At 73.1% G+C, this 14935-nt stretch carries 13 protein-coding genes; 10 read left to right on the top strand and 3 right to left on the bottom strand.

Annotated features, from left to right (window positions below; all coding sequences use genetic code 11):
* Positions 1 to 61 precede the first annotated feature (61 nt).
* Positions 62 to 2884: an aconitate hydratase gene (locus WCD74_RS27765; RefSeq protein ID WP_337698159.1), complete on the bottom strand. Its 2823-nt coding sequence runs from the start codon at positions 2882 to 2884 to the stop codon at positions 62 to 64.
* A gap of 357 nt (positions 2885 to 3241) precedes the next feature.
* On the opposite strand from WCD74_RS27765, the gene WCD74_RS27770 reads away from it, so the two are divergent.
* From WCD74_RS27770 to fabI, 6 genes are all read left to right on the top strand, one after another.
* Positions 3242 to 4543, top strand: coding sequence for an NlpC/P60 family protein (locus WCD74_RS27770; RefSeq protein WP_337698160.1), 1302 nt, complete (start codon positions 3242 to 3244; stop codon positions 4541 to 4543).
* 48 nt (positions 4544 to 4591) lie between these two features.
* Complete coding sequence (locus WCD74_RS27775; protein WP_373696143.1) at positions 4592 to 5668, top strand: AAA family ATPase; 1077 nt, start codon at positions 4592 to 4594, stop codon at positions 5666 to 5668.
* A gap of 62 nt (positions 5669 to 5730) precedes the next feature.
* Positions 5731 to 6750 (top strand): DUF58 domain-containing protein, encoded by a 1020-nt coding sequence (locus tag WCD74_RS27780; protein WP_373696144.1) that lies wholly within the window; start codon positions 5731 to 5733, stop codon positions 6748 to 6750.
* Positions 6750 to 7718, top strand: a complete 969-nt coding sequence (locus WCD74_RS27785) for a VWA domain-containing protein (RefSeq protein WP_337698162.1) — start codon at positions 6750 to 6752, stop codon at positions 7716 to 7718. The genes WCD74_RS27780 and WCD74_RS27785 overlap by 1 nt, the downstream gene beginning before the upstream one ends.
* Positions 7719 to 7796: 78 nt before the next feature.
* The gene (gene fabG / locus WCD74_RS27790; protein ID WP_337698163.1) at positions 7797 to 8501 is read left to right on the top strand and encodes a 3-oxoacyl-ACP reductase FabG; all 705 of its coding nucleotides are present in this window, start codon (positions 7797 to 7799) and stop codon (positions 8499 to 8501) included.
* An 89-nt stretch (positions 8502 to 8590) separates the two neighbouring features.
* Positions 8591 to 9358 (top strand): enoyl-ACP reductase FabI, encoded by a 768-nt coding sequence (gene fabI / locus WCD74_RS27795; RefSeq protein ID WP_337698164.1) that lies wholly within the window; start codon positions 8591 to 8593, stop codon positions 9356 to 9358.
* A gap of 109 nt (positions 9359 to 9467) precedes the next feature.
* On the opposite strand, the gene WCD74_RS27800 is transcribed toward fabI, so the two are convergent.
* Entirely contained in the window at positions 9468 to 10166 is a 699-nt protein-coding gene (locus WCD74_RS27800) for a M50 family metallopeptidase (protein WP_337698165.1), read from the bottom strand.
* Positions 10167 to 10311: 145 nt separating this feature from the next.
* Here WCD74_RS27800 and WCD74_RS27805 point away from each other — a divergent pair, with 145 nt between their 5' ends.
* Positions 10312 to 11382, top strand: coding sequence for a ferrochelatase (locus WCD74_RS27805; protein ID WP_337698166.1), 1071 nt, complete (start codon positions 10312 to 10314; stop codon positions 11380 to 11382).
* A gap of 74 nt (positions 11383 to 11456) precedes the next feature.
* Here the strand turns inward: WCD74_RS27805 and WCD74_RS27810 are convergent, their stop codons facing one another.
* Positions 11457 to 12248, bottom strand: a complete 792-nt coding sequence (locus WCD74_RS27810; RefSeq protein ID WP_337698167.1) for an Rv1486c family protein — start codon at positions 12246 to 12248, stop codon at positions 11457 to 11459.
* A gap of 190 nt (positions 12249 to 12438) precedes the next feature.
* On the opposite strand from WCD74_RS27810, the gene WCD74_RS27815 reads away from it, so the two are divergent.
* From WCD74_RS27815 to WCD74_RS27825, 3 genes are read left to right on the top strand one after another with little or no spacing between them, the layout of a single operon-like run.
* Complete coding sequence (locus WCD74_RS27815; RefSeq protein WP_444876353.1) at positions 12439 to 13290, top strand: DUF3097 family protein; 852 nt, start codon at positions 12439 to 12441, stop codon at positions 13288 to 13290.
* Positions 13291 to 13315: 25 nt separating this feature from the next.
* Positions 13316 to 13747: an NfeD family protein gene (locus tag WCD74_RS27820; protein ID WP_337698168.1), complete on the top strand. Its 432-nt coding sequence runs from the start codon at positions 13316 to 13318 to the stop codon at positions 13745 to 13747.
* A 2-nt stretch (positions 13748 to 13749) separates the two neighbouring features.
* Positions 13750 to 14889, top strand: coding sequence for an SPFH domain-containing protein (locus WCD74_RS27825; protein WP_337698170.1), 1140 nt, complete (start codon positions 13750 to 13752; stop codon positions 14887 to 14889).
* The last annotated feature ends 46 nt before the right edge of the window (positions 14890 to 14935 follow it).

A 14935-nucleotide genomic window follows, 5' to 3' on the forward strand; every position in this document is an offset into this window, starting at 1 on the left:
ACGACGAACGGGCCGCTCGTCACGGTGGATCGTGACGAACGGCCCGCTCGAGCGTCTCGGGCTAGCCCAGCATCTTGCGCAGGACGTAGGGCAGGATGCCGCCGTTGAGGTAGTAGTGCGCCTCACCGGGGGTGTCGATGCGCAGGCGCGCGTCGAACTCGATCGGGTCGCCGTCACCCTGTGCCGTCACGTGGACCGTGTCGGGCACGCCGCCGTCGTTGAGCGCCGTGACCCCGGAGATCGAGAACGTCTCCGTGCCCGTCAGGCCCAGCGAGTCGGCGTTCTCGCCCTGCGGGAACTGCAGCGGCAGCACGCCCATGCCCACCAGGTTCGAGCGGTGGATGCGCTCGTAGGACTCGGCGATCACGGCCTTGACGCCCAGCAGCGTCGTGCCCTTGGCCGCCCAGTCGCGCGACGAGCCCGAGCCGTACTCCTTGCCCGCGAGGACCACGAGCGGGGTGCCCTGCTCGGCGTAGTGCTGGGCCGCGTCGTACACCGCGGCCTGCGTGCCGCCGTCGGTGTAGTCGGCGGTGAAGCCACCCTGCTCGAGCGAGCCGCCGTCGCCGGTGGGCAGGAGGTTGCGCAGCCGGATGTTGGCGAACGTCCCGCGGATCATCACCTCGTGGTTCCCGCGCCGGGAGCCGTAGGAGTTGAAGTCCTTGCGGTCGACCCCGTGCTCCTGCAGGTAGCGACCGGCCGGGGAGTCGGCCTTGATGGAACCGGCGGGGGAGATGTGGTCCGTGGTGACCGAGTCGCCGAGCTTGAGCAGCACGCGCGCGCCGTCGATGTCCGACACCGCGGACGGCTCCCGCTCCATGCCCTCGAAGTACGGGGGCTTGCGGACGTAGGTGGACTCGGGGTCCCAGGTGAACGTCTCGCCCTCGGGCGTGGGCAGCGAGGTCCACCGCTCGTCACCGGCGAACACCTCGGCGTAGCGCGAGGTGAACTGCTCGGCGGACAGCGAGGACTCGATGACCTCCTGGATCTCCTGCGGCGAGGGCCAGATGTCGGCCAGCGTCACCGGGTTGCCCTGCGCGTCCTCGCCCAGCGGGTCGGTCGAGAGGTCCAGGTCCATCGTCCCGGCGAGCGCGTAGGCCACCACCAGCGGCGGGCTGGCCAGGTAGTTCATCTTGACGTCGGGGTTGATGCGGCCCTCGAAGTTCCGGTTGCCGGAGAGGACCGCGGTGACCGCGAGGTCGTTCTCGTTGACCGCGGCGCTGATCTCCTCGGGCAGCGGGCCGGAGTTGCCGATGCACGTGGTGCAGCCGTAGCCGACGAGGTTGAAGCCCAGCTTCTCCAGGTAGGGGAGCAGACCTGAGCGCTCGTAGTAGTCCATGACGACCTTGGACCCGGGCGCCAGCGACGTCTTCACCCACGGACGGCGCTCGAGGCCCTTGTCGACGGCGTTGCGGGCCAGCAGGGCCGCCCCGATCATCACCGACGGGTTCGAGGTGTTCGTGCACGAGGTGATCGCGGCGATCGTCACGGCGCCGTGGTCGAGCTCGAGCTGCGTGCCGTCCTCGAGGGTCACCGGCACCGGGTTCGACGCGCGGCCGCCCGGGTCGGCGGGCTGGCGGTGCACGACCGGCTTGTCGGCGTCGCCGTTCGGGTGCTCGGCGGGCGGGTCGGAGGCCGGGAACGACTCGACGTCGGACTGCTCGGACTGCGACCTCGCGGACCCGTCGTCGTCGACGTAGTCCGGCAGCGAGGCCCGGAACGACTCCTTCGCGGAGTCGAGCTGGATGCGGTCCTGCGGGCGCTTCGGGCCGGCGATGGAGGGGACCACCGTCGAGAGGTCCAGCGAGAGGGTCTCGGAGTAGTCCGCCTCGTGGGACGGGTCGTGCCAGAGGCCCTGCTCCTTGCAGTAGGCCTCGACGAGCTTCACCTGCTCCTCGTCGCGGCCGGTGAAGCGCAGGTAGGTCAGCGTCTCGTCGTCGATCGGGAAGATCGCGCAGGTGGAGCCGAACTCCGGGCTCATGTTGCCGATCGTGGCGCGGTTGGCCAACGGCACCGCGCCGACGCCCTCGCCGTAGAACTCGACGAACTTCCCGACGACGCCGTGCTCGCGCAGCATCTCGGTGATCGTCAGGACGAGGTCGGTGGCGGTGGCGCCCGCGGGCAGCTCACCGGAGAGCTGGAAGCCCACGACCTTCGGGATCAGCATCGACACCGGCTGGCCGAGCATCGCGGCCTCCGCCTCGATGCCGCCGACGCCCCAGCCGAGCACGCCCAGGCCGTTGACCATCGTGGTGTGCGAGTCGGTCCCGACGAGCGTGTCGGGGTAGGCCTGGCCGTTCCGGGTCATCACGACGCGGGCCAGGTGCTCGATGTTGACCTGGTGGACGATGCCGGTGCCGGGCGGGACGACCTTGAACTCGTTGAACGCCGTCTGACCCCAGCGCAGGAACTTGTAGCGCTCCTCGTTGCGCTGGTACTCCAGCTCCACGTTGCGCTCGAACGCGTCCGGGGTGCCGAACAGGTCCGCGACGACGGAGTGGTCGATGACCAGCTCGGCGGGCGCGAGGGGGTTGACGCTGGACGCGTCGCCGCCGAGCTCGGTGACGGCCTCGCGCATCGTCGCGAGGTCGACGATGCAGGGGACGCCGGTGAAGTCCTGCATGACCACGCGGCCCGGCACGTACTGGATCTCGGTGTCCGGCTCGGCCTGCGGGTCCCACTGCGCGAGCGCGTTGATCGAGTCCTGGGTGGTGACGAGCCCGTCCTCGGTGCGCAGGAGGTTCTCGAGGAGCACCTTGAGGCTGAACGGCAGGCGCTCGTGACCCTTCACCGCGCTCAGCCGGAAGATCTCGTAGCTGGTGCCGTCGACCTCGAGGGTGCCCTTCGCGCCGAAACTGTCGACGCTTCCGCTGGCCTCTTCGCTCACGCCTGTCCTCCTCGTCCGAGGGCCCGTGGTGGGAGCCCGTCGGTGTCAGCTGCTCTGGCGGCCGGATCCGCGGATGTGGTGCCCCGCGCCGCGGCCGGTCAGTCGTGGTCCCGGCGGGGTCGGCGGCCGCTCGCGAGGGCCGCGCCGAGCCCCTGTCGCGGGGAGTCTCGCGCACGGCCCGGAACGGCGCACCCGCACCCCCGGACCAGCACCTTCCAGGTTACGACGATCACGTCGGCCGGACCGGGTGCCGCCGCTCACGCCGCGACACGCCCACGGCGGCGTGGTGCCGACACCCCGTCTCCCCGAGCTGGTCCACTACCGCCCGTCGGACGCCGGTCACGAGGAGGTCACGCGGTGGTGCGAGCGGCCGTCCTGACGGGCGTCCTGCTGCTCGCGCTCTCGTCGCCCGCCCTCGCCCAGACGGACCCGCCGCCTCCGGGAGGCCCGGCGGCCGAGGTCGGCCGGCTCGTCGGGCAGCTGTCCACGCTGGAGACCCAGCTCGACGACCTGGCCGCGACGGCCGGGCACCGGCGCGAGCTCGCGAACCGCGCGGTCGCCGACGAGACCGCGGCGCAGGCCCGGGTGCAGGCCACCCGGACGGCCGCCGACGCTGCCCGGGCCGACGCCGCCCGGGTGGCCGGCGAGGCCGAGGCGGCGCGCGCCCGGGTCGACGCGTGGGTCGCCGCGCAGTTCCAGCAGGCCGACGCCGCCAGCGTCGCGGCCGCGCTGGCCGGGACGAACGGGCCGACCGACGTCGCCGACCGCCTGCAGCTGCAGGGCATCATCTCGACGGAACAGACCGCGGCCCTCGACGGCTACGAGCGTGCCCGCGTGGACGCCGCGAACGCCGACTCCCGGGCCCGTGCGGCCGCGGCGGACGCCGAGGAGGCCGCCTCCGCCGCGTCGGCCGCCGCGGGCACCGCGCGCGACCAGCTCGCCGCGGCGCAGTCCGCCGTCGCCGAGCAGCAGCGACGGATCGCGGACGTGACCGCCCGACGCGACGCCGCCCAGGCCCGGATCGCGACCCTCGAGGCCTCCGACACCGCGCTCGCCGCCCAGCGCCGGCGGGCCGAGGCCGCCCAGGCCGACCGCGACCGGGCGCGGGACGACGCCGCGGCCGCCCGCAAGGCGGCCGCGCAGCAGCGGCTCGCGCGGGCTCCCGCCGTCACCACCCCGGACCCGGCCCCGCCGACCGGCACCGCCCCGGCGTCGGGAACGGGTCAGGCGCCCGAGGACCCCGTGCAGGTGGTGATCGACCGCGCCCTCTCCGAGCTCGGGACGACGTACGCGTGGGGCGGCGGGGACGGCGACGGGCCCACCCGGGGCATCCGCGACGGCGGGACCGCCGACGCCTTCGGGGACTTCGACAAGATCGGGTTCGACTGCTCAGGGCTGATGATCTACGCGTTCGCGGGGGTGGGGAAGCCGCTGCCGCACTACTCGGGCTATCAGGCCGAGGCCGGGCGGAAGGTCCCGCTGGACGAGCGCCGGCCGGGCGACATGCTGTTCTGGGCCGACTCCGACGGCATCCACCACGTCGCGCTCTACCTGGGCGACGACCAGATGGTGGAGGCCCCGGAGTCCGGGAAGGTCGTGCGGATCGCCCCGGTGCGCTTCGACGACGAGATCGTCCCGACGGTGACCCGGCTGCTCTGAGCAGACCTCACCTCACGTTGTCGGTGGGGATGGGTACCGTCAGCCCCGATGTCGGAAGAGGGAGAGCACGTGACCGCCCCGCAGACGCCTGCGCACGACGCCGAGCAGCTCGAGCGCACGATGGTGGAGGTCAAGCGGGTCATCGTCGGGCAGGAGCGCCTCGTCGAGCGGATGCTGGTCGGCCTGCTCGCCCGCGGGCACCTGCTGCTCGAAGGTGTGCCCGGCGTCGCGAAGACGCTGGCGGTCGAGACGTTCGCGACGGTGGTGGGAGGCTCGTTCGCGCGCATCCAGTTCACGCCCGACCTCGTGCCCTCCGACATCCTCGGCACGCGCATCTACCGGCAGGGCCGCGAGGCGTTCGACGTCGAACTCGGGCCGGTCGTCTCGAACTTCGTGCTCGCCGACGAGATCAACCGCGCGCCCGCGAAGGTGCAGTCCGCGATGCTCGAGGTGATGGCGGAGAAGAAGGTCTCCATCGGCGGCGTGAGCCACCCGATGCCCGATCCGTTCCTGGTGCTCGCCACCCAGAACCCGATCGAGAACGAGGGCGTCTACCCGCTGCCCGAGGCCCAGCGCGACCGGTTCCTGTTCAAGATCCTCGTCGAGTACCCCACCGCCGAGGAGGAGCGCGAGATCGTCTACCGGATGGGCGTGCGCCCGCCGGAGCCGCACACGGTGCTCGACCCGGTGGAGCTGCGCCGCCTCCAGGACGTCGCCGCCCAGGTCTTCGTCCACCACGCCCTGGTCGACTACGTGGTGCGGCTCGTCGTCGCCACCCGGTCGCCGGGGGAGCACGGCATGTCCGACGTGGCCGGGTGGGTCGCCTACGGGGCCTCGCCGCGTGCCTCGCTCGGCATCATCTCCGCGTCCCGGGCCCTGGCCCTGGTCCGCGGGCGTGACTACGTGCTGCCCCAGGACGTCGTCGACATCGCGCCCGACGTGCTGCGCCACCGTCTCGTGCTGTCCTACGACGCGCTCGCCGACGGGGTGCCGGTCGACCACGTGGTCACCCGGCTCCTGCAGACGGTGCCGCTGCCGCAGGTCAGCGCCCGTCCCGTCGCGGTCACCGGCCCGGCCGCCCAGGCCCCGCAGCACGGCGCGCCGCAGGCGGCGGCCGGCTCGTGAGCCCGGCGCAGGGCGGCGCCGGCCCGTCGTGGTGGCCGCGGCTGCTGGGTCGGCTCGGGGTGGTGTCCGAGGAGTCGGATCCGCCGCCCGCGGCCGACTCCCCGGAGCGCGCCGAGCACCGGCCCGGCGGCCCCGCCGAGCCCCATCCGCCGTCCCTCGCGCCCGGGTCGGCGCACCTGGAGGCCGCGCTGCGGACCCTGGAGCTGACCGTCCGGCGGCGGCTCGACGGGCTGCTGCAGGGCAACCACCTGGGGCTCGTCCCCGGGCCCGGCTCCGAGGCGGGCGATGCGCGGGTCTACCAGCCCGGTGACGACGTGCGCCGGATGGACTGGTCGGTCACGGCGCGCACCTCCGAACCGCACATCCGCGAGACGATCGCCGACCGCGAGCTGGAGACGTGGCTGGTCGTCGACCTCTCGCCGAGCCTGGACTTCGGCACCGGCGGGTGCGAGAAGCGCGACCTCGCCGTCGCCGCGTGCTCGGCGGTCGTCCACCTCACGCGGGGCGGCGGCAACCGGATCGGGGCGGTGGTCGCCAACGGCACCGGGCTCGTCCGCCTGCCGGCCCGCGGCGGCTCGGCGCACGCGCACTCGCTGATGCGCCGGATCGCGGGGACGCCGCGGGCCCCGGAGGGCACCCGCGGCGACCTGATGGGCGCGCTCGAGGCGCTGCGCAACCCACCCCGCCGTCGCGGGCTCGTCGTCGTGATCTCGGACTTCCTGGGGGAGACGGACTGGAGCCGAGCGCTGCGCGGGCTGGCCGTGCGCCACGACGTGCTGGCGATCGAGGTCGGGGACCTGCGCGACGAGGAGCTGCCCGACGTGGGGACGGTCGTCCTCGCCGACCCGGAGTCCGGGAACGCACGGGAGGTCACCACGACACCGACGCTGCGCCGCCGGTTCGCCGCCGAGGCCTCCGCCCACCGCGACCGGGTGGCCCAGGCGATCCGGGCCGCGGGCGCCGGGCACCTGCGGCTGCGGACCGACCGCGACTGGATCGCCGACGTCGTGCGGTTCGTCGTGGCACGTAAGCGCGGGTGGTCGGGGCAGGGGACCGGGACCGCCGTGGGGGGCCGCACCTGATGTTCGCGCACCCCTGGTGGCTCCTGGCGCTGCTCGTCGTGGCGGGGCTGGTGGTGGCCTACGTCTGGAACGAGCGCCGGCGCCGCCGCAACACGATGCGGTTCACCAACCTCGGCCTGCTCGAGAAGATCGCGCCGAAGCGCCCCGGACGGCTGCGGCACGCGCCGGTGGCGCTGGTGCTGGTGGCCCTGACGTGCCTGGTGGTCGCGCTCGCCGGGCCGCTGGCCACCGAGCAGGTGCCGCGCAACCGGGCCACCGTGATGCTCGCGATCGACGTGTCGCTGTCGATGCGGGCCACCGACGTCAGCCCGAGCCGGCTCCAGACCGCCCAGCAGGCCGCGACCGAGTTCGTCGACCAGCTCCCGCCCGGCATCAACCTGGGGCTCGTCTCCTTCGCCGGCACCGCGACGGTGCTGGTGTCGCCGACCCGCGACCGCGATACCGTGAAGCGGGGGATCGCGACCCTCCAGCTCGCCGAGTCGACCGCGACCGGCGAGGCGGTGCAGGCCTCGCTGGCCTCGATCCGGTCGGTCGCCACCCAGATCCAGGGTCCGGAGGAGCCGCCGCCGGGCCGGATCATCCTGCTCTCCGACGGCAAGCAGACGATCCCGTCCGACCTCGAGGCGCCGCGCGGCGCGTTCACCGCGGCCGACCAGGCCAAGCAGCAGAACGTGCCGATCTCGGCGATCTCGTTCGGCACCGACTACGGCGAGATCGAGATCGAGGGGCGCCCCGTGCCGGTGCCCGTCGCCGACTCCGACATGCAGGAGATCGCCCGCCGCTCCGGGGGCGACTTCTCCAAGGCCGCCACCCAGCAGGACCTCCGGGCCACCTACGACACCCTGCGCGAGCAGATCGGCTACGAGTCGCAGGAGGTCGACACCGGCGGGGACTGGCTGATGGCGGGCACGATCCTCATCGTGATCGGGCTCGGGACGGCCTTCGCGCTCGGCGCCCGGTTGCCGTAGTTCACAGCGGTCGCCCCTACCGCGGGGTAGCCGATAGCGTGCGCCGGGCCGTCGCCGTCGAGGCTTGGGAGGACATGCGTGAGCCGGGTCGTGCTCGTGACCGGAGGCAACCGGGGCATCGGCCTCGCGATCGCCCGGGAGATGGCCGACCGCGGTCACACCGTCGTCATCACGCACCGCAGCGGCGAGCCGCCGGAGGGCCTGCACGGCGTGCTCTGCGACGTCACCGACTCCGCCGCCGTCGACGCCGCGTTCTCGCAGGTGGAGTCGGAGCACGGTCCGGTCGAGGTCGTCGTCGCGAACGCCGGCATCACCCAGGACGGGCTGCTGATGCGGATGCCCGAGGACGCCTTCACCGGCGTCGTCGACGCCAACCTCACGGGTGCCTGGCGGGTCACGCAGCGGGCGACCCGCGGGATGATGAAGGCCCGCTTCGGCCGCCTGATCTACCTCTCCAGCGTCGTCGGACTGACCGGCGCGCCGGGCCAGGTGAACTACGCCGCGTCGAAGGCCGGCCTGATCGGCATGGCGCGCTCGGTGGCGCGGGAGCTCGGCGGCCGCGGGGTCACTGCGAACGTGGTCGCCCCCGGCTACGTCGACACCGACATGACCGCCGACCTCACCGACAAGCGCCGGGAGGAGATGATGGCGGCGATCCCGCTCGGGCGGACGGCGCAGGCCGGGGAGATCGCGAAGGCCGTCGCGTTCCTCGCCTCCGATGACGCCGCCTACATCACCGGCGCCGTCCTCCCGGTCGACGGCGGCGTCGGCATGGGCCACTAGGTGGCTTCGCCATGTGAGCACTTTCGGTCGTCATAGCGACCACAAGTGCTCACGGCGCCTCCGGCCACCTCACCAGACAAGGAGATTTCGTGGGACTGCTCGACGGCAAGCGCATCCTGATCACCGGGATCATCACCGACGCGTCGATCGCGTTCCACGTCGCGAAGGCGGCGCAGGAGGCGGGCGCGACGCTCGTCGTCACCGCCTTCGGCCGGGTCTCGCTGGTGAAGCGGATCGCGCAGCGCCTCCCCGAGCCCCCGCCGGTGATCGAGCTCGACGTGCAGAACCAGGAGCACCTCGACGGGCTCGCCGACGCGGTCCGCGAGCACGTCGACGGCCTCGACGGCGTCCTGCACTCGATCGGCTTCGCCCCGGCGTCCGCGCTGGGGGAGGGCGCGTTCCTCAACGCCCCGTGGTCGGACGTCGCGACCGCGATCGAGGTGTCCGCGTTCTCGCTGAAGTCGCTGGCCGTGGCGTGCAAGCCGCTGATGGGCCCGGGTTCGAGCATCGTCGGCATGGACTTCGACAACCGCGTCGCGTGGCCGGCCTACGACTGGATGGGCGTCGCGAAGTCCGCCCTCGAGTCGACCACCCGCTACCTCGCCCGCGACCTCGGCCCGGACGGCATCCGCGTGAACCTGGTCGCGGCGGGCCCGATCAAGACGATGGCCGCCAAGTCGATCCCCGGCTTCCAGTCCTTCGAACAGGCCTGGACCGACCGCGCCCCGCTCGGCTGGGACCTCTCCGACCCGACGCCGGTGGCGAAGACCGTCTGCGCGGTCCTCTCGGACTGGATGCCGACCACCACCGGCGAGATGATCCACGCCGACGGCGGGTTCCACGCGGTCGGCGTCTGACCCGTCCCGACGGCGGGTCGAGAGGTCCCTCATCGGGCCGACGGGGGGGGTCGGCGACCCCGATGAGGGCCCGCTCGTCACCGGTCGCCCCCGCTGCGCGCCGGTCCGGTCAGGCCGGCTCGTCGAACGGCCACACCCCGTCCGGCCAGGCGTCGCCGACGAACAGCAGCCGTCCGCCGGTATAGAGACAGGCGAGCGCGGTCGTCACCCAGATCGCCTGCCAGACGACAGCCGGGACGAAGGTGCTGCTCTGCATCCGCCAGGCGTCCGATCCCGTATCCCTGCTCATCTGGACACTCGCCCGCACTCCTCCGAGGAGCAGGAGCCACACCACGGACGCGGCCAGCGCCGCCTGGAGCAACGGGGTTCCGCGCCACAACACGAGCACGACGACGGCTGCTGCGATCGCCGTGACGAGGTTCGCGAGGCCGCCCTTCGCGTAGACGAATGCGATCGCGAGGAGGACGACAGCGCCCACCAGTACTGCCCACGCGTTTCCCCGGGCCAGGACTGCTGCCGCGCCCAGGCCGAGGAGCGGTGGCGTGAAGTAGCCGGCGAGGCTCACGAGGTAGTAGCCCACGCCCCAGTGCGTCGGCGCTTTCGTGCCGGCGTTGTCGCCGTCGGTCATCGAGAAGTGCTCGAATCCGCGCAGGGTGAGCACGGACATGATCATGTGGCCACCCTCGTGAGCCACCGTGACCACGGATCCTGCCCACTCACCGATGAGCAGGAAGGCGATCAGCACGATAAATCCGGCGCCGTAGACCACCGGTTCGCCCACGATCGAGACGTCGATCAGCTCGTCCACCACGCCCCCCGGCAGGTCCGCCGGCAAGCCCCCCTCGCCGTGCGTAGTCGAAAGATAGATCGACTCACCCGTTCGTGGAGATAGGCCGTTCGGGCTACGAGACGTCCCAGGTGGCGGGACCCGCGAGACGGGGAACGATGGAGGGGTGAGCACCACCCCGTACGACGCCGTCCTCGTCCTGTCCTTCGGCGGCCCCGAGGCCCCGGAGGAGGTCCGGCCGTTCCTGGAGAACGTCACCCGTGGCCGCGGGGTCCCGCCGGAGCGGCTCGACGCCGTCGAGGAGCACTACCAGCACTTCGGTGGCGTCAGCCCGATCAACGCCCTGAACCGCGAGCTCGTGGCCGCCCTGCGCCGCGAGCTCACCGAGGCCGGTCTCGACCTCCCGGTCTACTTCGGCAACCGGAACTGGCACCCGTTCGCCGAGGACACGGTCACCGAGATGGCCCAGGACGGCGTCACGAATGCGCTGGTCTTCGCGACGAGCGCGTACGGCGGCTACTCGGCCTGCCGCCAGTACCACGAGGACATCGCCAGGGCTCGCGAAGCGTGCACCGAGCGCACCGGCGGCGCCCCGGACCTGACGAAGCTCCGCCACTTCTACGACCACCCGCTGTTCGTCGACTCCGTCGCCGACGGCGTGCGCGCCGCCCGCGAGCAGCTGGACGACGGCCACGCCGCCCGGCTGGTGTTCACCGCGCACTCGATCCCGGTGTCGGCCGACGAGACCGCGGGGCTCACGACCGAGGGCGGGCACCGCTACTCACGTCAGATGACCGAGGCCGCGCAGCTCGTCGCGGATGCGGTCGGGGCCGAGGACCACGACCTCGTCTGGCAGTCCCGCTCCGGCCCGCCGCAGATCCCGTGGCTGGAGCCGGACATCGTCGACCACCTGGACACGTTGCAGGCCAAGGGCGTGCCCGCCGTCGTCGTGAGCCCGGTCGGGTTCGTCTCCGACCACCTCGAGGTCGTCTGGGACCTCGACAACGAGGCGTCCGAGCACGCCGACGAGATCGGCATGGGGTTCGCCCGGGCCGCGAGCGCCGGGTCCGACCCGCGGTTCGTGCGGATGGTGGTCGAGCTGATCACCGAGCAGGTCGCCGACGCCGCCCCGCGCGCCCTCGGCACGGCCCCGCGTGCCGGGGTCGGCTGCAACGGGGCCCTGTGCGCCCCGGGGTGCTGCGAGCCGCTCGTGCGGCGCCGCCCGGCCTCGTCCTGATCGGCACGAACGGCTCGTTCGTCACGATAGAAGGTGACGAACGACCCGTTCGTACGGAACGGGTGGACCGGAGCTCACGCCGCCGTCAGCACCCGCACCGTCTCGGCCACGGCCGCCACCCGCGCCGCCCGGACCGCCGTGGCCAGCGGGCGCAACGCGTCGGTGCGGGCCAGCGCGGCCCCCGACGTCAGCGCACCGCCCGGGTCGTCGCCGGAGGCCGCGACCAGGATCGCCTCGACCTCGTCCGCGTGCTGCAGCACCCGTAGCGGGCGGCCCGGGGTCCCGCTCGGCCAGGTGGGCTGCGGACGGCGGCGCAGGGTCGCCGCGATCTCCTCCCGCACGCCCGCGCGAGGTCGCGCCACGTCCATGGCCGCCAGCGTCGAGGCGGCGTCGCGCACGCCCGAGCGCAGATCGGCCTCCGCGTCCGGCAGCGACGGGTGCGCCTGTGGCGGCACCGCGTCCACCTCGAACGCCGTCCAGCGCAGCACCCCGTCGGCGACGACCGACGGCACCACCGCCAGGCCCGCCCCGGCGAACACGGCGCACTCGCCGACCTTCAGGGCCGCCGTCCGCAGCGCGTCCGGGCCCGGCAGGCCGCGCACGTCCCCGGGCGCCGGCAGCACGACGCGGGCGTCGAGACCGAGCGGCCCGGTCCGCTGCCGCAGCAGCACCAGCAGGGCCCCGAGCGCCGATCCGGCGTGGTCCGGGGTCGGCAGGTCGGTTGCCGCCGCAACGCCGATGTCGGCGGCCACCACGTCGTGCGCCTCCGACCACGGGGCCAGGGCGTCGAGGACGTCGTCGGGCGCCGCGGCGCCGGCGATCCACGCCGCGCTCCACACCGCCAGGGACGCGCTCGCAGCAGGCATGCCGACCAGGGTAGGCAGGGAGGCGCAGCGGAGCGGAGCCCGACCCGGGGCAGAGCTGCGTGTCGTGGCGCGATGATTGGTGCCCCGACGATTACCGTCCGGAACCGTGGCGAGGACGCAGGGCCGGGGCATGCACGGCGCGGGCGGCGAGACGGCGTTCCGGACGACGGGTGGCGCCGGTCGGGCCCCGATGGGCGCGAAGCAGGGCGGTCCGTCGAGCGGCGCCGGTCGCAGCGGTGGTCTGCCCGGCATGGCCAGCCACAAGCCCAAGGTCGAGATCCTCACCGTCGAGGCGGAGCCCGGCCTCGTCGTCGAGGACGCCACCGGCAGCTTCTGCGGAGCGGTGATCCGGGCGGACGTCCGCGAGGTCGTCCTGGAGGACCGCGACGGCCGGCGGCGGCTGTTCCCGATGAAGCCGGCGTCGTTCCTGTACGAGGGCCGACTCGCCACGCTGACCCCGCCGCGACCCCGGCAGTCCCCAGAGCAGCAGCGTTCGGCGTCCGGGTCGGTCCGCGGCGACGACCGCCGTGCCAAGGTCGCGCTGCCGCACCGCATCTGGGTCGAGGGCCTGCACGACGCCGCGATCGTGGAGCGCGTGTGGGGCCACGACCTGCGCGTCGAGGGCGTCGTCGTCGAGCCCCTGCACGGCGCCGACGTGCTGGTCGAGGCCGCGCAGGAGTTCGCGCCGGGCCCAAACCGCAAGCTCGGTGTCCTGGTCGACCACCTGGTCACGGGCTCGAAGGAGTCCCGCATCGCCGAGGGTCTGCGTCGCGACCTGGGCCCGGCGGCGCAGTACGTGCAGATCCTGGGCCACCCGTACGTCGACATCTGGGAGGCCGTGAAGCCGTCGGTCGTCGGCATCCGGGAGTGGCCGACCATCCCGCGCGGCATCGAGTGGAAGAAGGGCGTCTGCGACGTCCTCGGCTGGGGCGACGAGCGCGACGGCGCGCGGCGGGTGCTGGGCGCGGTGTCGACGTGGAACGACCTTCAGACGCCGCTCATCACGGCGATGGAGCAGTTGATCGACTTCGTCACCACCTGAGCGGATCCTCGGGCACACTGGAGGTGTGATCCCGCTCATCTGGGCGATCGCGGGAGTGGTGCTCGTCGTCGCCGAAGTGCTGTCCGGCGAGCTCGTGCTGGCCATGCTCGGCGTGGCCGCCCTGGGGGCGGCCGCGGCGTCGGCGCTCGGGGTGCCCCTCGGCCCGGACATCGCGGTGTTCGGCGTGCTCTCCGCCGTGCTGGTGCTGCTGCTGCGCCCAGCCGTGAACCGGCGTCTGCGGGTGCACGACCCGGTGAACACCGGCACCCGCGCCCTGCTCGGCGCCGAGGGCGAGGTGGTCGAGCCGATCGCGGCCGACACCGGCACGGTGCGCATCAACGGGGCCCTGTGGTCGGCCCGGGCGCTGCACGACGACGACCTCGCGGCGGGCACGTCCGTCGTGGTCGTCGAGATCTCGGGGGCGACGGCCGTCGTAACCCCTCACGGAAGGACCTGAGGATGGGAACCGTCCTGCTCGTGCTCCTGGTGCTCGTGGTGATCCTCGTGATCACCACGGTCGCCAAGAGCGTCACCGTCGTCCGCCAGGCCGAGGCCGCCGTCATCGAGCGCCTCGGTCGCTACCAGCGCACCGCCGAACCGGGCCTGACGTTCCTGGTGCCGTTCATCGACCGCATCCGCGAGCGCGTGGCCCTGTGGGAGCAGGTCGTCTCGTTCCCGCCGCAGCCGGTGATCACCCGAGACAACCTGACGGTCTCGATCGACACCGTCGTCTACTACCAGGTCACCGAGCCCCGCAACGCGGTCTACGAGATCAGCGACTACATCAACGGCGTCCAGCAGCTGACGACGACGACCCTGCGCGACGTGGTCGGCGGGATGAGCCTGGAGGAGGCCCTGACCTCGCGCGAGACGATCAACACCGGGTTGCGCCGCGCCCTCGACGACGCCACCGGCCCGTGGGGTCTGCGGGTGGTCCGCGTGGAGCTCAAGGCGATCGACCCGCCGCCGTCGATCCAGGACTCCATGGAGAAGCAGATGCGCGCCGACCGGGAGAAGCGCGCCATGATCCTCACCGCCGAGGGCCACCGCGAGGCGTCCGTGACCGAGGCGCAGGGCAACAAGCAGGCCGCGATCCTCAACGCCGAGGGCGCCAAGCAGTCCGCGATCTTGGAGGCGGAGGCCGACCGGCAGTCCCGGATGCTGCGCGCCCAGGGTGAGCGCGCGGCCCGCTACTACCAGGCGCAGGGCCAGGCCAAGGCGATCGAGAAGATCTTCGCGGCGATCAAGGCGGGCAAGCCGACGCCGGAGCTGCTGGCCTACCAGTACCTGCAGACGCTGCCGCAGATGGCGCAGGGCGACGCGAACAAGATGTGGGTCGTCCCGAGCGACTTCGGCAAGGCGCTCGAGGGCTTCACCCGGATGCTCGGGGCGCCGGGGGAGGACGGCGTCTTCCGCTTCCAGCCCTCGCCGGTCGACGAGGAGTCCGTCGCGAAGCGCCCGGGCGACCCGGACGACGACGTGTCCGACTGGTTCGACACCACCACCGACCCGGAGATCGCGAAGGCCGTCGCGCACGCGGAGTCGATCGCCACGCAGGGGGTGACCGACCCGGGCTCGAATGGGGGTGCGGCGCACTAGGTAGTCCCACCCATCCCGTTCCCGACGCCGGGTCGGGAGACTGCCG

It is taken from the genome of Actinomycetospora aurantiaca, from assembly GCF_037401875.1.
Lineage (GTDB): Bacteria > Actinomycetota > Actinomycetes > Mycobacteriales > Pseudonocardiaceae > Actinomycetospora > Actinomycetospora aurantiaca.